The organism is Acidaminococcus massiliensis, assembly GCF_900095825.1.
Classification (GTDB): Bacteria; Bacillota; Negativicutes; order Acidaminococcales; family Acidaminococcaceae; genus Acidaminococcus; species Acidaminococcus massiliensis.
Window position 1 is genome coordinate 1,899,238 of record NZ_LT608315.1, and the last position, 17,576, is coordinate 1,916,813.

At 52.6% G+C, this 17,576-nt stretch carries 15 protein-coding genes; 11 read left to right on the forward strand and 4 right to left on the reverse strand.

The window, feature by feature from the left end:
- Nucleotides 1-244 precede the first annotated feature (244 nt).
- The 5 genes from BQ2657_RS09160 (at nucleotide 245) to BQ2657_RS09180 (ending at nucleotide 4,438) form a co-directional block, all read left to right on the forward strand.
- Entirely contained in the window at nucleotides 245-1,414 is a 1,170-nt protein-coding gene (locus BQ2657_RS09160) for an IS110 family RNA-guided transposase (protein WP_075580209.1), read from the forward strand.
- A gap of 531 nt (nucleotides 1,415-1,945) precedes the next feature.
- Entirely contained in the window at nucleotides 1,946-2,122 is a 177-nt protein-coding gene (locus tag BQ2657_RS12990; RefSeq protein ID WP_154667108.1) for a hypothetical protein, read from the forward strand.
- Between the two features lie 279 nt (nucleotides 2,123-2,401).
- Nucleotides 2,402-2,935 (forward strand): site-specific integrase, encoded by a 534-nt coding sequence (locus BQ2657_RS09170; RefSeq protein WP_232709062.1) that lies wholly within the window; start codon nucleotides 2,402-2,404, stop codon nucleotides 2,933-2,935.
- A gap of 197 nt (nucleotides 2,936-3,132) precedes the next feature.
- Nucleotides 3,133-3,657, forward strand: coding sequence for a hypothetical protein (locus BQ2657_RS09175; protein WP_075580330.1), 525 nt, complete (start codon nucleotides 3,133-3,135; stop codon nucleotides 3,655-3,657).
- Between the two features lie 319 nt (nucleotides 3,658-3,976).
- Nucleotides 3,977-4,438: a low molecular weight protein-tyrosine-phosphatase gene (locus BQ2657_RS09180; protein ID WP_075581059.1), complete on the forward strand. Its 462-nt coding sequence runs from the start codon at nucleotides 3,977-3,979 to the stop codon at nucleotides 4,436-4,438.
- Between the two features lie 64 nt (nucleotides 4,439-4,502).
- On the opposite strand, the gene BQ2657_RS09185 is transcribed toward BQ2657_RS09180, so the two are convergent.
- The 3 genes from BQ2657_RS09185 to BQ2657_RS09195 all read right to left on the reverse strand — a co-directional run bounded on the left by BQ2657_RS09185 (nucleotide 4,503) and on the right by BQ2657_RS09195 (nucleotide 8,320).
- The gene (locus BQ2657_RS09185) at nucleotides 4,503-5,843 is read right to left on the reverse strand and encodes a PDZ domain-containing protein (protein ID WP_075580331.1); all 1,341 of its coding nucleotides are present in this window, start codon (nucleotides 5,841-5,843) and stop codon (nucleotides 4,503-4,505) included.
- A gap of 173 nt (nucleotides 5,844-6,016) precedes the next feature.
- Nucleotides 6,017-6,697 carry a DUF2249 domain-containing protein gene (locus BQ2657_RS09190; protein WP_075580332.1) on the reverse strand — a complete coding sequence of 227 codons (681 nt, stop codon included), beginning with the start codon at nucleotides 6,695-6,697 and terminating at the stop codon, nucleotides 6,017-6,019.
- Between the two features lie 375 nt (nucleotides 6,698-7,072).
- Nucleotides 7,073-8,320: a chloride channel protein gene (locus BQ2657_RS09195; RefSeq protein WP_075580333.1), complete on the reverse strand. Its 1,248-nt coding sequence runs from the start codon at nucleotides 8,318-8,320 to the stop codon at nucleotides 7,073-7,075.
- Nucleotides 8,321-8,459: 139 nt separating this feature from the next.
- Here BQ2657_RS09195 and BQ2657_RS13720 point away from each other — a divergent pair, with 139 nt between their 5' ends.
- Together BQ2657_RS13720 and BQ2657_RS13725 are read left to right on the forward strand one after the other, a co-directional pair.
- Nucleotides 8,460-9,038: a helix-turn-helix domain-containing protein gene (locus tag BQ2657_RS13720; RefSeq protein WP_075579668.1), complete on the forward strand. Its 579-nt coding sequence runs from the start codon at nucleotides 8,460-8,462 to the stop codon at nucleotides 9,036-9,038.
- Nucleotides 9,008-9,880, forward strand: a complete 873-nt coding sequence (locus BQ2657_RS13725; protein WP_408607740.1) for an IS3 family transposase — start codon at nucleotides 9,008-9,010, stop codon at nucleotides 9,878-9,880. Before BQ2657_RS13720 ends, BQ2657_RS13725 begins: the two co-directional genes overlap by 31 nt.
- Before the next feature lie 78 nt (nucleotides 9,881-9,958).
- Here the strand turns inward: BQ2657_RS13725 and BQ2657_RS09210 are convergent, their stop codons facing one another.
- A complete protein-coding gene (locus BQ2657_RS09210) occupies nucleotides 9,959-11,152 on the reverse strand; it encodes an anaerobic nitric oxide reductase flavorubredoxin (RefSeq protein ID WP_075580334.1) in 1,194 nt (397 codons plus the stop codon).
- A gap of 245 nt (nucleotides 11,153-11,397) precedes the next feature.
- Here BQ2657_RS09210 and BQ2657_RS09215 point away from each other — a divergent pair, with 245 nt between their 5' ends.
- The 4 genes from BQ2657_RS09215 to BQ2657_RS09230 all read left to right on the forward strand — a co-directional run bounded on the left by BQ2657_RS09215 (nucleotide 11,398) and on the right by BQ2657_RS09230 (nucleotide 17,568).
- Complete coding sequence (locus tag BQ2657_RS09215) at nucleotides 11,398-12,261, forward strand: pyridoxamine kinase (RefSeq protein WP_075580335.1); 864 nt, start codon at nucleotides 11,398-11,400, stop codon at nucleotides 12,259-12,261.
- Nucleotides 12,262-12,406: 145 nt separating this feature from the next.
- On the forward strand, nucleotides 12,407-14,002 hold the full coding sequence (locus tag BQ2657_RS09220) for a TerB N-terminal domain-containing protein (RefSeq protein WP_075580336.1): 1,596 nt from the start codon (nucleotides 12,407-12,409) through the stop codon (nucleotides 14,000-14,002).
- On the forward strand, nucleotides 13,999-15,318 hold the full coding sequence (locus BQ2657_RS09225) for an ATP-binding protein (RefSeq protein WP_075580337.1): 1,320 nt from the start codon (nucleotides 13,999-14,001) through the stop codon (nucleotides 15,316-15,318). Before BQ2657_RS09220 ends, BQ2657_RS09225 begins: the two co-directional genes overlap by 4 nt.
- Before the next feature lie 12 nt (nucleotides 15,319-15,330).
- Nucleotides 15,331-17,568, forward strand: a complete 2,238-nt coding sequence (locus BQ2657_RS09230) for a DEAD/DEAH box helicase (RefSeq protein WP_075580338.1) — start codon at nucleotides 15,331-15,333, stop codon at nucleotides 17,566-17,568.
- The last annotated feature ends 8 nt before the right edge of the window (nucleotides 17,569-17,576 follow it).

A 17,576-nucleotide genomic window follows, 5' to 3' on the forward strand; every position in this document is an offset into this window, starting at 1 on the left:
TATAATAGAGTTGTACCAGATATTCCCTTTTATAGTGAATTACGGTACGATTAGAATGGAGCTGTGGATCGGTTGCGCGCCCCTACCGCTTGACGGTTTTTGTAGAGTCCGACCACAGAATTCATTCAATTTGTTAATGAGTTGGATACCGCTCGACGGTTCATATCTAGCGAGGATACATTATGATGAAGTCTCTGTGGCTTTGATGCACAGCTGCCAATTCAAAAAAAGGAGGTTGATTTTTATGCTTTGTGTCGGAATTGACGTTGCAAAGCGGAAACATGACTGCTGTATCATTGACTCGGATGCATTGAAAACAGTTGAATCTTTTACATTTCCCAATTCACGGGAAGGCTTTGACATGCTCCTTTCCAAGATTTCTGAACTGGGCATTCCAAAAGATAAAATAAGAGTAGGATTGGAAGCAACCGGTCACTATTCCTCGAATCTCGCCCATTTCATCTCAGAACATGACCTTCCACTGCTCACTTTCAATCCGCTTCTCACGAATAGATACAAGCAAGGATTCAGCCTGCGTAAGACCAAGACTGATAAAGTCGATGCCTGCGCTATTGCACAGATGATTGTGTCAGGGAAAGGTTCCCAAACCTACTCTTCTTCATTGTACCATAACGAGGAAATGAAATCACTCTCTCGTTACAGATCTCAAACCATGCAGAAGTGTTCCAAGCTAAAGATATCAGTTTCCCGTCTGGTTACGATTTTATTCCCAGAGCTGGAAGGGCTGACATCTTCCATCCATCTTGCTTCAATCTATGCGCTTCTAAAAGCCTATCCTGGCCATGAACAGATTGCTCATTGCAGCATGAAGCGGCTGACGCGCCTGTTAAGTGATGCCTCACAGGGGAGATTTGACAAAAGCAAGGCTTTGGAAATCCACCAGGCAGCATGCCGTTCTATCGGTAAAGTCTCGCTTTCGGCTTCTATGGAACTCGTCCATACCATTACGGATATTGAAGTGTTGAAGCAGCATATCGTTGAAATCGATGAGAAGCTTAAGGAAATGGTGGACCAGGAAGAATCTTCGATTATTGACATACCAGGGATCGGTTATACCCTTTGTGCCAGCATTCTGGGCGAAGTTGGTGATTTCAAGCGTTTTCCGGATGTCGACAAGCTCCTGGCTTACGCAGGGATGTCACCTTCCAAACATGACTCTGGAGACTACCATTCGAAGCATAACAAGATGGAAAAAAGAGGATCCCCCTATCTGCGAAAGACACTGTACCTTGCCGCCCGCCTGGTTGCACAGAACGTACCGAGATTCAAAGAATACCTTGAAAAGAAACTGTCAGAACACAAGCCTTACAAAATCGCTTTGTCCCATGTAGCCAAGAAACTGATCCGATTGATTTACCGGCTGGGTATTAGTGGCTGCCCTTATTTAGCCTGATTTTTTTAAGCCCACAAGAGGGGGCTTGGGTAAGTGCGCCCTTTTGCCAAGATCCATAGCAACTGAAATTTATTTTAAAATTGGCTTGACTTTATATAGTTGGTCTACCGCGTCAGGGTCGGGGGAACGGGGAGGGCAGGGAGTTTCGGTTTTCATCGAATCTTCGATGAGCGGGCCTGCCGCCCCTACGGCTTTGGTGCACGGCCCGTATTTTGGTGCATAAATCGGCACCGGAGGGGCCTCACGCCGGGAGGCCCGTAAAACACACCGAATGTGTGGGCGTAATGGTAATCATCCCTACGCCAACCAAGTCATACCGAACGAAGGAGATCCTCTGACTCCAACGTGGTAGGGGGCTTCCCGCAGGGGAGCCCATCCCCGGCCGCCCAGGGGGCAAAAAAGCAGGCCGCAGTCTTGAGAAGATTGCAGACCTTTTTCTGTCGAGATTTTTGGATAGGTTAGATGATATAATGAAATAGGAAATATAAAAATTGAAGGAAAAGAAGCTCGGTAAAATCGAGGTGGTAAAAAATGATGAAAGATTTAATGGCGTATTGTCCTCTTTCGGAAAAAGAAATTGATGACGGACTATGCTGTGAAATTGGTCTTGTCGTACGCCGAGATGTAAAGGAAAGTTTTGTGCCTGAGGTAAAAGATTGGGAAAAAGCAAGAAAGATATGTCCAAAGTGCTCTCCGGAATTTAAATGATTTAACAAAAGGTATTATAACCAGGATTTAAAATCGCGGATTGCCAACAAATCCTTAGCCGCATACGAGAAAGAAACCAATAGAACACAGAAACAGCTGAAGGTACAGCGAAACATAACTTATGGAATAGGTTCGGTTCTGCTGGCAGCTTTAGTGCGGAAATGATAAAAGCCATGGTGGGAGTTCTTCCTGCTATGGCTTTTTTTTGCGTTGTCAGTACTTATTTCGCCATTTCTGTCCTGCTATTTTTAGAAACGAAATTTTAGGGGGGTACGAATCATGAAAAAGGGGAATGGGAAATATTACATCCTTTCTACGAAAACCAAAGCTGGAGCCAGGCTGCTGCCTATGACCGATGAGGTGTACCAATGCTTTGTGACCATTCTGGAGCGGAGAAGACCCCCAAAGGTGGAACCCATCATCGATGGAGTGGGAAAATTCCTCTACTATGATAAGAATGGGAACCCAATGATTGCGCTGCACTGGGAGCATTACTTTAAATATAGCGTCCGAAAATACAACAACATCTATAAATATCAGCTTCCCAAGATTACGCCCCACATCTGCCGTCATACCTACTGTACCAACATGGCCCTATCCGGGGTCAGTGCCAAGACCCTCCAGTACCTGATGGGCCACAGCGATATATCCATCACCCTGAATGTGTACACCCACATCAAGTTCGATGATGCCCAGAAAGAAGTGGAACTCATCCAGACCCGGCAGCAGAAGGAAATGGAAAACGTCCGAAAAGAACTGGAGCAGGTGGGCGAGATCCAGCCCAAGGTGATCCGGTTTCCCAATAAGGCGTGAGGGGAGAAGGCCCACAGTCCACTTGGCTGCGGGCCTTTCCTTTTTTTGTATTTTTACATTTGTCATATGGTATAATAAAAAATAAATACATGAACAAGATGAGTTAGAAAAGGTTTAAGTCTGTGTTGAAGTGTGGATTCTATAAGGCAATACCGCTTTACAGTAGAAAAGCTATTCTAAGAAATGGAGTGAGCTATATGGAAAAAAGACATATAAGATTTATGATCATTATAGCTGTATTAGTAATTTCCAGCTTTTTAGCAGGATGCGACAATAATTCAGCTGAAAAGTCTAATATTAAATCTAAACCCGCAACAGCAAATTCACTTGCTTTAGAAAAAGTTGATTGGGAAAAAATAATTAATCAAACAAAGTCTGATATTTTGAGCCAGGAAAAAATGGTTCAGGATGTTTCTATTAAGGTTGATCAGTCAAAAAAAAGTATAATTATTTCTCTGGCTTGTAATAATGCAATTAATCAAAGTACAGCAGCAGAAGCAGCTGATACAGCTGTACGACGTTTATCAAGCAATGCGCAAATGCAGAATAAAGATATTGTAGGTCCTTCAAAAGATAACTGGGGTGGAGTTTGGGATGTTTATACTCTTGATATGCGTGTAGCCAAAATTATGGATGCAGAGAAACCAAGTAAATGGCTCATCTATGATGTCGTTGATCCTGGTGTACAAGGAAAACATAAATTTAAGGGCTTAAATAGATAAGATTCAATCATTTAAAACAATAGTAATAGAGGTTGAGCCCCCTGCTTCTACAGAGGGCTTTTCTGGTTGAAAAGGTTATTTAATGGGCCAGCAGAAACAAAGTCAAACTACAACTTTTTCTGTTATAATAACAGAGAAAATTTCACCCCACAAAAAAGTACGGTAGTAAGAACAGTCCGTTTTACTACCATTTCTACTACTACAACGGGGAAAGTTGTGCCGTTTTTTGCAAAATTATGTCCTTTTCTTCGTGAACAGGTGAAACCTGCAAACCCGCATTAAGTCGGCATATTTTGGCATAGAAGGGAGTTTTGTGTCCATGACCAGGATACTTTTTATCTGCCATGGCAACATCTGCCGTTCCACCATGGCGGAATTTGTTATGAAGGAGCTGGTCCGGCGTCACCATTTTGAGGAGGCATATGAAATCGCTTCGGCGGCCACCAGCCGGGAGGAAATCGGCAACGATACCCACTGGGGGACCAAGGAGCAGCTGGATCTCCACCATATTCCTTACGCACCCCGGAAGGCCCGGCAGATGACCCGGGGGGATTATGGGTACTATAATCTGCTCATTGGGTTTGACGACGAGAACCTTCGGGAGATCCGCCGGATCGCCGGGGGAGACCCGGACCGGAAGATCCACCTGCTGCTGGATTTCACCGCTCATCCCCGGGAAATCGCCGACCCCTGGTATACGGGGGATTTTGTCAGCACCTACCGGGATGTGGAGGAAGGGTGCAGGAGCCTGCTGCACAAGCAGCGGGCCTGCCAATGGTAAGCTGCCAACGGTCATCCGCTAAAGGATGACAGCAGAGCTTGGCTTTGAACAGGAAAAAACAAGCTCAGCTTTTTAACATTATCACTGTAGGACAATCGATATGATCCCCGGCCCCTGCCAGGGGGTCGTATTTTTCTGCGTAGAAAATGCCGATGTTTGTCATTTCCGGTACTTTGTCCTTGTCCGTCAGCCGGTAATCCTGATCTCCCAGGGCCCGGAGGGATGTGTAATCGGCATCGGGGTCATCTGCCTGTTCCACCACTGGCTTTACCTGCACCGTATAGGGCTTTCCTTTTTCCCGTTCCAGGGTCAGGGTGAGGGGAGTGCCGGCAGGGGAATAATCCAGCAGATACTGGGCCAGGTAATTCCGCTGGCTTACTTTGGCTCCGTTGATGGCGGTGAGGCGGTCACCGGGCCGGACGGCAGCCAGTTCCGGATGTTTGGCCGTATCCACGGTCTGGATGGTGGGGGATTTGCTGGTAAACGTCCCTTTCAGGGTGATCCCGTAATCATTGTGGGGTTCCAGCTTCCGATAAGTGGTCTGGGCCGCCTGGAAAATATGGTCCACAAAATCATTTTCCAGACTGGTGGAAATCCCCGATTGTGGCGGTACGTATCCGTATTTGGTGGTGTAGCCGGCCACATACCAGCTCTGGATGAAATCCATATCCACCCAGGTCCCTCCGTCCTGGGGAGAAAAACGGGCATACCCGGTGCTGCCGGTAAAGTTGCCACCGCTTTCGGTTTTAAACAGTTCACAGGCCAGAGGATGGTCACCCATCTGGTATTCGAAGGGGAAGGATACCTTGTCGTTCAGAAAAAGAAGAAAGGCATCCCGTACCTTTTCCGGTGCCATACCCGGATAGAATACACTGTACATGGGACCGTAGGGGGCCAGTTTCTGGTTGGGAGCCTGGAGCCCCTGGATCAGCCGGGGCAGGGTGGAAAGCTTTTCTGAAAAGGCCTTTCCGTTGTTCTTCACGGCTTCCAGTTTCCAGTCCTTGGAAGGAACGGACAGCTGTGCCGCTTCGTCCGGGGTCAGCAGGTACCACCGGTCCAGACCGGGGACGCCGGCAGGGTAGGTGCGGCCGGTGGCATCGGACTGGGGCTGGAGGGGCAGGGTTCGGGAACCGTTCACCAGGGTAATGGGGCCGAACTGGCTGTCCGCCGCCCGTTTGAGATCCTGGAGCCGCAGGTACCACCGGTTGGAGGAAGGCACGTGCTGGAGCTGCACCGCCACTTTTCCCGCATGGGTCCGGGCAACCCGGATGGATTCCCCATTTTGGGTCACCAAATTCCCGTTCCGTTCTGTAAAATCCATGGCAAGGGTACGGTGGCCAAAGCCCAGAAAACAAAGAGAAAGCATCAAAACAGCATAGACCGTCGGTCGTTTTCTAAAATGCATGGAAATCCCTCCTTCAGGGCAGAAAAATTTCAAATGGATATGCCTTGATTATATACCCTGCAGGAGGAAGAGAAAATAATAAAAGGAACCCGGAGCCCGGGTTCCTTCCATCGGCCGTTGACCGTTGACAGCTGACCGTTGACGGGGCTGTTGCCCATGCAACGGCCCCTTTCTTACATGCACCCGCCTTTTCTGTCGGAAAAATGTTCCTTCAGCAGCTGGTTGATCTCGGCTCTTTCTTTGCCCTGTTTTTCCATCTGTTTAATCAGCTTGTAGGCGTGGAACAGGGGAGAGGGGGCGATTTCGGAGCTGAAGAAGCCGATGCCCATGTTCCAGGCCAACTGTTCGAATACATCGTCCAGGGCCCGGGAATCCAGGCCATTGGCATAGGCCTTCAGCAGTTCCCGCATGGCCTGGCGCATCCGTCCGGCACCTACTGCATTGGCCAGGGACAGCAGCAGCCGGATGTTGTAATCCAGGTAGCGTTTTTCGCTTTTCCAGGTCATATCCCAGAATTCCACTGCCAGTTCTCCCAGTTTTTCGTCGATCATGGGGTAGTTGGTGATCACCGCCGGCCGTTCCGGGGCTTCTTCCGTGTTCCCTTTGTTTTCGGTCCGGTAGAAATAGGCGTGGTATTCGTTGGGGGCCTTTTTCTCGGTGGCATGTTCATAGCCCAGCATTTCCATCACTTCATAGAGGGGGATGGGTTCGAAGGTCTGGATCACTTCCAGTCCCTGGCCCACAGGGAGCAGGGATGCCTGTTTTTTCAGCCCTTCCAGGAAATTCCCCGCAATGCCCCGCACGTCGATTTTTTTAAAGCTGCCGATTTTATCGTTCCATTCCAGATTTTTCATACCGATTCTCCTTCCGTTCGTTCCTGTTATCCCAGGTGATGTTACGTTCTTCGTCTTTCTGGAAACAATATAGCATGGAACAGGAAACTGGTATGTTGTTTTTACAACAAAAAAAGACGGAGTATACCCTCACGGGAGGCCGGTAAGGGCATGCCTCTGGCGCGCCCTTACCACGTCAGTGTCAGAGGGAAGGTGAAGGCGGGAGGAGCGGTTTTCATCGTATCCCCGATGAACGGGCCGGCTGTATGGTCGGCCCCCTACAGGGACGGCGAACACAGAACCATCCGTTGTGATCGAACGACGAATCCATCGTACCTTCGTCTCAACGGTCCCTCGACAAACGCTGAACGTCCGACGCTAGACGAATCCCGCTCTTCACTCTGCCCTCTTCACTCTGCACTGTCTTCTCCCCACCCACGCCCCGGCGGCAGCGGCGGTGAGCATGGGGACTAGGGTGCGGATTGGGAAGCACAGGAGCATGATAGCGGCGGAGAGCAGGGGACGCCTGGACAGGTATCCGCAGGCCGCAGCGGTGGTGGCTGTGGCAGCGAAAAGGGCTCCGGCTCCGGTAACGGCTGCCAGCCCATACCCCAGGGACACGGCGCTGTACACAATGGGGAAGATGCTGCCCCCTTTCCAGCCGAAGGCCAGGCACAGGGCCGTTGTCAGCAGCTTGGTGACGGCGGTGAGAAAGAGCAGGGTCACCGGCAGCTGCTGCCAGGCGGCAGTCAGGGGAAGCAGACGGCCCCCGCCGCTGAACAGGTTATCCAGGTTCCAGAGCCCCAGCAGGGAGACAAAGGCCCCGGCCGTGAGACAGGACAGTATCCGGTTCCTGGCCAGGGGATGGGCCAAGGCATTGGCGCCTTTGGCAAACAGTTGATACAACTTTCCCAAGAGGATACCGCCGGCCGCAAAAAGGGGCATCCACTTCCATTCCGCCAGGCCCGCCCAACGGCGCCACATCAGCTGGGGCAGTCCATGGCCTGGCCTGGCGGCAGAATGCAGCAGAAGAAGGGCCAGTACACCGCCCAGGACCCCAGCCATATAGATGAGGACCTTCACCCGGTGCTGCTGTTTCGGATCAGGGAAAATCGGGGGAGGGGTTCCGGCAGGAGGACCTGCAGGGGAGGGGGCAAAGAATACAGCGAGGCCAGGCTGGCTGCCCAGCTGCACAAGCGCACGGACCTGGAAGACGATTTGGCGGATCCGATCCCTTACAGCGAAACACAGGGAGGTGATGATTCCTGTCAGCCCGGCTTCCGGGCCCAATGAACCTCCGGCAAAAAGAGGCAGCAGCACGGCGGTGAAAATGGCGGGCAGCCGGTGATAATCGTAGGTGCCGTCCCGTTTCACTTTGGCGATGACTTCGGCCATGGTGTCCGGGAGGATCCCAAATTTTTGCTGGAACAGACCCATGGCCAGCCCGCCGGTAAGACACAGGAACCGGATGTACCAGGAACCCGCTCCCAGGTGCTGGGGAAGGGTTTCCCAGAAAAATCCCATGCCCATTCCCAGGATTTTGAGGAAGGCCCAGACCAGGGCCCCTCCTGCAGCCCCCAGAAAGAACACAGATAGGGCCAGGAAGCCGGCCAGTTTGCCTTTTTGGAACCTTGATAGATTCACGGCGAAAGCCTCCTTATACATACTTTACTTATAATTATAAAGCAAACCCCGCGGACAGAAAAGGGGTGCTGCACGCTGTGGGCATGAGCTGACCCCCAATTGTTAGACCAAAAATCTAACAATTGAGGGTCAGTTTTTTATGGCAAAACACAGCTATGAATTTAAGAAAAAAATAGTACTGGAATATTTGAACAGTGACGAAGGGTGTATTTCTATTTCACGTAAATATGGGATGGCAAGTAGCAGCCAGCTGCTAAAGTGGGTTGCTGCTTACAAGGCATTTGGTGATGATGGACTGAAAAGATCCCGCTCTCAAAAAATATACTCTTTCAAAGAAAAACTTTCTGTGGTAGAGTCTTACTTAACAAATGAAATCTCATATCAGGAACTAGCAATTCAAGTAGGGATCAACAACCCATCAATGATTGCCAGATGGGTCAATGAATTTAGAATTGCGGGACCAGATGCTTTACGGTCACATAAAAAAGGCAGGAAGAGAACTTTGAACAAATCTCAAACCAAAAAAACAGATACCCAGGTTCAGCAGCCGATGGTCGACATCAGTGTGGAACATGTCAAGGAGTTAGAGGATGAAAATCTTAAACTCCGTATAGAGAATGTTTTTTTAAAAGAACTGAGGAGACTGCGTTTAGAGGACGAAGCAAAAATGAGAGAGTTGCGAAAATCATCTCCAGTCTCCGAAGATCATTCAAATTGAAAGACCTTCTCTCCTATACTCAAATGCCCAAAGCGACCTATATGTACTGGCAGAAACGGTTTGACCGCGTGAATCCAGACCAGGAAGTAGAGGACAAAATACAGGAAATCCGCAGCCAGCATAAAGATTATGGATATCGGCGCATGACCGGTGAGCTGAAGAATCAAGGGATTTGCGTGAACAAGAAGAAAGTTCAACGTATCATGCAGAAACTGAGCCTTCAGGTAACATCCTTTACCCGGAAAAGCCGTAAATACAGTTCCTATAAGGGTAAGGTAGGGACCATTGCTCCGAATAGAATACATCGTCGTTTTGAGACGAATATCCCACATCAGAAGATTACGACCGATACTTCAGAATTCAAATATTATGAAGTAGATACACAGGGACATCTGACCCTGCACAAGCTTTATCTGGATCCTTTCCTGGACATGTTCGATGATGAAATCATCAGCTATGGAATAGCCAAACGTCCTTCGGCTGAAAGCATACTGGAAGCTCAAGCTGAAGCAATCGAAATTACTGCTGATTGTCCATATCGAAGAACGTTTCACTCCGATCAGGGCTGGGCATACCAAATGAAGGCCTATACCAGGAAACTAAAAAAAGAACGAATTTTTCAGAGCATGTCTCGAAAGGGTAACTGTCATGATAACGCTGTAATGGAAAACTTTTTCGGCTTAATGAAACAGGAAATGTATTATGGAGTGATCTACTACAGCTACGAAGAACTAAAAGCCGCTATCGAACGATACATCAAATACTATAACGAACAAAGGATCAAGGAAAAACTGGGCTGGAAAAGTCCTGTTCAATACAGGCTTTCTTTGCTGGCAGCATAAAAAAGTAACGAGACAGTAAAAACCATCTCGTTACTAAGGTCTAACTTTTTGGGGTCACATCAGCAGCACCCTCTTTTCTCACTTCAACGCTTCTGCAAATTCTTTCCCATACTTCCGGCACAGTTCCTGGCTGGCCTGGTCCGGGGCCCACTGGCACCGGAGCCCTTCGTTGACCACCTGGAACCCGGCCCCGCTAAGGAGCTCCGTGATCTGTTTCACGGCTTCCCCGCTCCAGCCGTAGCTGCCGAAGGCGGCGGCTTTTTTATTCTTGAACTTCAGGCCCCGGATCATCTCCATGATGCCTCCGATGGAATACAGGAACCCGTAGTTGATGGTGGGGGAGCCCACCAGGATGGCTTTGGATCTGAACACTTCCGTCACGATGTCGTTTTTGTCATCCACCGCAGAGTTGTAGATCTTCACCTTTAGGGTAGGGTCCGCCTGCATCAAGCCTTCGGCGATGCATTCCGCCATCCGCCGGGTGGAATTCCACATGGTGTCGTAAATCAGGGTCACCTGGTTTTCTTGGTAATTCTGGGCCCATTCCTGATAGGCTTTGACGATCTGCAGCGGATCATCCCGCCAGATCACCCCGTGGCTGGGACAGATCATGCTCACCGGTACACCCATCTTGAGGATTTCGGCGATCTTCCGGGTGACCATGGGGCTGTACAGGTTCAGGATGTTGGCGTAATACTTCATGGCTTCCCGGTACAGTTCAGCTTTGTCCACCGCATCATTGAACAGGGTTTCGCTGGCGTAATGCTGGCCGAAGCCGTCGTTGCTGAACAGGATGTTCTCTCCGGTCATATAGGTGAACATGGTGTCCGGCCAGTGGAGCATAGGGGCTTCGATGAACACCAGCTGGCTGCCCCCCAGGTCCAGGGTGTCCCCGGTCTTCACAGTGACGAAGTTCCAGTCCTGGTGGTACAGACCCCGGAGGATGGCTTCCCCTTTTTGGGTGCAGTAGATGGGGGTATCGGGGATTTCCCGCATGAGAGCCGGCAGGGCACCGCTGTGGTCGTTTTCATTGTGGTTCATCACGATATAATCAATGGCCTTCAGGTCGATCTCCTGTTTCAGGTTGGCCACGAATTCCTCATCAAAGGGCTTCCAGACCGTGTCCATCAGCACCGTTTTCTGATCCCCCCGGATCAGATAGGAATTATAGGAGGACCCTTTTTCCGTGGAGTATTCATGGCCATGGAACTCTGTCAGTTCCCAGTCGATTTTCCCAACCCAGGTGACTTTATCCGTAATTTTCTTTCCCATGTGAAACCTCTCCTTTGGCAGCAGCCTGTTTTTTCTATGGTTCAAGTATACCGTGGATAAGCGGGAAAATCCGTTGTCAGTACAACGATTGGGAGAGCAGTGACCAGCCGAGGGAGAATATGCGTTCAAAGAGTGTTGCGTGTGCAGCACTTCCCCTAGCATCTCTGGCCCATATGGGGTACAATACAAGTAATGCTGACCATTTGCCCGTGTCCAATTTTCTGCATCTGAAAGGTGGTATTTCCATGAAAATCAAACGTGTATTGGCCATCCATGACCTTTGTTCTTTTGGGCGCTGTTCCTTGACGGCGGCCATACCTGTGCTGTCCGCCATGGGGCACCAGGTCTGCCCGTTCCCTACGGCCCTGTACAGCAACAACCTGACCTACGGGAAATTCGTTTCCCGGGATCTGACGGACCTGATGGCTGGGTATCGGGACCAGTGGAAGGAACTGGGGCTTTCTTTTGATGCGGTCTACAGCGGTTTCCTGGCGGGACCGGACCAGGTGGAACAGGTGATCGCCGCCATTGAGGAATTTGCCGGGGAAGATCGGATTGCGGTGGTGGACCCGGCCATGGGGGACGACGGAAAGCTGTACCCGGTGTTCGATGGTGCCATGGTGGAAGCCATGAAGAAACTGGTGGCCCATGCCGCCCTGATCACCCCCAACTATACGGAAGCCTGCCTGCTGACGGATACCCCCTGCAAAGCCGGGGCACCTACTGACGACGAGCTGGAAGCCCTCTGCGACAAGCTGCTGGCCCTGGGACCCAAACAGGTGGTGATCACCAGTGTGCCCTGCGATGAGGACCATCTGAAGATCGTCAGCTATGAAGCCAACCAGCTGTTCCCGGAAGCCTATGAAGTGAAGAAGCTGCCCTTTGCCACCTGCGGCACGGGAGATGTGTTCACCAGCACCCTGCTGGGATATGTGCTGAACGGCAAAGATCTGAACCGGTGCGTCCAGGAAGCGGCGGATTTTGTCAGCTACGTGATCGACACCACGATCAAAGCCGGGACGGATCCCAAGGAAGGGGTGGTCCTGGAAGGGTGTCTGTGGAAGCTGCTGTTCCCCCAGTCCAAGAACTGTACTACGTGTATGGCGTGAGGGAGCGAGGGACGAAAGGGGGCTGTTGCGCTTGCAGCAGCCCCTCTTGTTTTCCCCTTTCTTCCAGGTTATAATGAAGAATGGTGAAAAAATGTTTGCTTTTGGGTGGTTCCGGGGGCAGTTGGGGGAAAGGAGGACGAGAGGCATGGAATTTGTGAAGAAGACACCGGCCGAGAAGGAAGAGACCTTCCGGCTGCTCCAGAAATTGTATGCTTCCGAACCCATCAAGCCCCGCACTCCGGCGGCCCCTCTGCCGGCTCCGCTCCAGGAGCTCCGAGCCATGCAGCAGGATCCGACTTCCCAGTATGAAACCACTCCGGAGCTGTTCGTCCGTCAGGGGAAAGCCCTGGCAGCCTATGAAGATGATACCGTGTACGATCTGCCGGTGCTCCATTATTATCCCACCTACCGGGTGCTCACCGATAAAGAACTCCGGGGGTATTTCGGCTGGCGGACCCGGCTGCGGCACCAAGAGCTGGAACGGACTTCCCTGACTTATGCCTTCCTTTATATATACGAACTGCTGAACCAGATCGGGGTGGAAAATCCTCAGGATGGGTATGAGAAACTGAAAGCGTTCGAGGAAAACTACGGCCTGCTGGATGACCGGATCCTTCCCTATCTCCACCAGTGGCTCCGGGATTATGTGCTGTATTACCAGCTGGATCCGAAACTGCTGCCGGAAACCAAACGGACCCGGCAGGACCAAGCTTATCTGGTGCTGGAGGACTACAAAAAGGCTTCAGATCAGGATCTGTTCGATGCCTTGGATCTTTTCTCTACCTACCATATCAGCCGGTCCAAGCTGTATAAGGAGCAGCCGGAGGCGGCTGTACGCCTTTTGGGCCGGATCTACCGGATGATCCAGGCGTACTGGGAATCCCACCGGAAGAAACCGTTCCTGCGGGAACATGTGGGCGGTCCTACCTATGACTGGCTGGAACTTTTTGCCAATGCGGTGTTCCTGCAGAAAGAAGACGGACGGGAATTCAAGGTGCAAGTGGACCCCATCTGCATTTATCAGGACCGGAAGGGTGTCTGGACCCTCCGCCATTATGAATATGCCTCCCAACAGCTCCGGAAGCTGGGGAAGCTGATGAAGACCTTGGATGGCCTGCTGCGGGAAGCATTGGATTTTTCTCCGCCCCTCCAGCAGCCCCTTTCCTACAAATGGCTCACCAAACTGGTCCGCCAGGCGGTGGAAGAGGACCAAAAGGAACAAGAGGAAGCAGAAAAACGGAAAGTGGTGTTCCACTTGGACCAGCTGGATAAAATCCGCCGGGATGCGGCGGTGACCCGGGAAAGACTCATGACCGAAGAAGAACGGCGGGAGGAAATCCTGCCTTCTCTGACGGGCCAGCTGGAGGCTCCGGAGCAGGATAAGGGATCCCCAGGACTCCAAACTGTTGCTCCGGGTGCTGCGGCCTCAAGAACGGCTCCTATGGACCAATCTTCCGCCCTGGCAGGAACGGCCCCGGCTTCCGCCCCAAAAGCTCCGGATGGGGCACGGACGGATCGGCCTTGGAACCTGACAGAAGACGAATACCGCTATCTCAAAGACCTGCTCTATGGGAAAGATACCTCCTGGGCGGCGGCCCAAGGACTGATGCCTTCCCTCCTGGTGGATGGCATCAATGAAAAATGTTATGAAGCATTCGGGGATACGGTCCTGGAAGCCGGGGACCCGCCCTCTGTCATAGAAGATTATCTGGAAGATTTGAAAGGAACGATTGCACCATGACCTTGAAGATACCCAAACGGATTGCCCGGACCCTGATCAGCTCCCTGAAGGGAGGCGTAGTGCCCCGGATCGGGCTGCCCTATATCACCGTGGGACGGAAAAATGAAATCGACGCCCTGCTCCACGATGTAGAGGTGATCGCTGATGGGGGTGCGTCTTTCCGGTTCATCGTGGGCCGGTACGGCAGCGGGAAAAGCTTCCTGCTCCAGACCCTCCGGAACTATGTGATGGAAAGGGGTTTCGTGGTGGTGGATGCGGACCTTTCTCCGGAACGGCGGCTCCAGGGCACCAAGGGCCAGGGGCTGGCTACCTATCGGGAACTGGTCCGGAACATGGCCACCAAGACCCGGCCCGAAGGGGGTGCCCTGCCTCTCATCCTGGACCGGTGGATCAGTGAAATCCAGCAGCAGGTGGTGACGGAGACCGGGCTGGCCCTGAATGACGGCCGGCTGGACGGACTGGTGGAACAGAAGATCGGCCAGGTGATCCAGGCGCTCAATGAAATGGTCCACGGGTTCGATTTTGCCCGGCTGCTGACCTTGTACTACCGGTCTTACCGCCAGGGAGACGAAGCCACCAAGGCCAAAGTGATCCAGTGGTTCCGGGGAGAATTCCACACCAAGACCGAAGCCCGGCAGGAGCTGGGGGTGAACATCATCATCTCCGATGAGGACTGGTACGAATACCTGAAGATCCTCGCCCTGTTCCTGAAACAGGCAGGGTATGCCGGTCTTTTGGTTTGCATCGACGAGCTGGTGAACATCTATAAGATTCCCCATGCCATTACCCGGCAGTACAATTACGAAAAGATCCTGACCATGTACAACGACACCCTCCAGGGGAAGGCCCACTACTTGGGCATCATCATGGGGGGCACGCCCCAGTGCATGGAAGACCCTCGGCGGGGGGTCTACAGCTATGAGGCTCTCCGGTCCCGGCTGGCGGAAGGCCATTTTGGCGGGGAACACAAGGACCTTTTGGCTCCCGTGATCCGGCTCCAGCCTCTCACCAGCGACGAAATGCTGGTATTGGTGGAAAAACTGGCGGAGATCCATGGGGTGCTCTACGGATATGATCCGAAAGTGACCCAGGAAGACCTGGCGGCTTTCATCCGGATCGAATTCCAGCGGATCGGGGCGGATTCCCACATTACCCCCCGGGAAGTGATCCGGGATTTCATCGAGGTGCTGGACATCCTCTACCAGCATCCAGAACTGACGGTGGAAGGACTGCTCCATTCGGACAGCTTCCAATATGCGAAAAATGCCGTGGAAGGGGAGGAAACGGCTCCGGAATTTGCGGAATTCACCGTATAAGAAAGGATTGCCATGAATATCTTTGACCGGTATGCACCTTTTGTCCAGGATTTCATCTACAGCCAGGGCTGGTCGGAGCTGCGGCCCATCCAGGTAGCGGCGGGGGATGTGATCCTGAATACGGATGAGAATCTGCTGCTGACGGCTTCTACGGCTTCTGGGAAGACAGAAGCCGCCTTCTTTCCCATCCTGTCCCTGTTCGCCCAGGACCCGCCGAAAAGTGTTGGATGCATCTACATCGGTCCCCTGAAGGCGCTCATCAACGACCAGTTCCTCCGGCTCCAGCCGCTCTGTGAAGAAGGGAGGATCCCGGTATGGCACTGGCACGGGGACGTGTCCCAGTCCCACAAGGCCAGGCTGATGAAGCACCCTTCCGGGATCCTCCAGATCACGCCCGAATCCTTGGAAGCCCTGCTGCTCCATAAGCACATGGCCATTCCCCGGCTTTTCGGGGACCTGCGGTTCGTGGTCATCGATGAAGTCCATTCCCTGCTCCGGGGGGACCGGGGCGGTCAGACCCTGTGCCTGATCCAGCGGCTGTCCCGGCTGGCAGGGGTGAATCCCCGGCGGATCGGTCTTTCGGCCACCCTGGGGGAGCCGGAAAAAGTGGGGGAATTCCTGAGCCTGGGCACGGGACGGAAGACGTTGATCCCCCAGGTGAAGGCCCCGGGGACCAAATGGCGGCTTTCCATGGAACATTTTTACGTGAAAGACGCCCAGGCCGGGGAGGACCGGACGGATCTCCAGGCTCTGCCCACCCTGGACGTGAAGACCGACCAGGCGCCGGCCCAGGCTGACCCGGGGCTGGGGTACATCTTCGAGCACACCCGGGGGAAGAAGTGCTTGGTGTTCGTCAATTCCCGGGAAGAATGTGAAGGGGTCACCACCAGCCTGCGCCAGTACTGCGAACTGAACCACGAACCGGACCGGTTTTTGATCCACCACGGGAATCTCTCCGCTTCCTACCGGGAGACGGCGGAAGAACTGATGAAGGACGAAAGCCGGAACCTGACCACGGTCACCACTTCTACCCTGGAACTGGGCATCGACATCGGCCGGCTGGAGCGGGCCTTCCAGATCGACGCCCCTTGGACAGTATCTTCTTTCCTCCAGCGGATGGGCCGGACAGGCCGGAGGGACCTGCCTCCCGAAATGTGGTTCGTGATCCGGGAAGATGAGCCGGAGATCCGGGCCATGCTGCCTGCCACCATCCCTTGGAAGCTGCTCCAAGGGATCGCCCTGATCCAGCTGTACCTGGAGGAAAAATGGGTGGAACCGCCCCGGCTGGACCGGCTGCCTTACAGTCTCTTGTACCACCAGACCATGAGCGTCCTGGCCAGCAATGGGGAAATGTCCCCGGCAGCCCTGGCAGATCGGGTGCTCCGGCTCAGCTATTTCCACCGGATCAGCCAGGAGGATTACAAAATCCTGCTCCAGTATCTGATCGCTGAAGACCATATCGAAAAAACGGAACAGGGGGGCCTGATCGTGGGCCTGGCCGGGGAACGGGTGATCAGTTCCTTCAAATTCTACGGGGTGTTCCAGGAAAACGAGGAATTCACCGTCCGCTGCGATTCCCAGGAACTGGGCACCGTGGTGGCCCCGCCCCCTCCGGGAGAAAAGATCGCTTTGGCCGGCCATGTGTGGCGGGTGCTGGAAGTGGATCGGAAGCGCCATGTGATCTACTGCGAACTGGTGAAGGGCAAGGTGCCGGCGTATTTCGGGGAATGTCCCGGAGACATCCATACCAAAGTACTGGAACGGATGCGCCAGGTGCTCCAGGAAGATCGGAGCTATCCCTATCTGATGAAAAACGCGGTGGCCCGGCTCCAGCAGGCCCGGTTCACTGCCAAGGCTTCGGGGGCAGCGGAAAAGCCCCTGATCCAGCTGGGGGGAAAGATGTGGTGCCTCCTGCCCTGGCTGGGGAGTTACGGCTTTTTAGCCCTGGAACGGTTTTTGAACCTGAAATGTGCCCAGAAACTGGGGCTGAAGAAGCTGGACCCGTTTCGGCCATTTTTCATGCAGTTCACCATGGAAGCGGACGAAGAGACCTTTTTCCAGGTGGTGGAAGAGGAAATCGAAAAGGAAATCGACCCGTTGGAGCTGGTTTACCCCCACGAGGTGCCGCTCTTTGACAAATATGATGAATACCTGCCGGAACAGCTGGTGAAAAAGGGATTCGCCTTAGGGGTGCTGAACCTGGAAGACGTAAGGAAGCGGATCAGGGAATGGGCAGAAGCCCGGCGCTGATCTTGGCA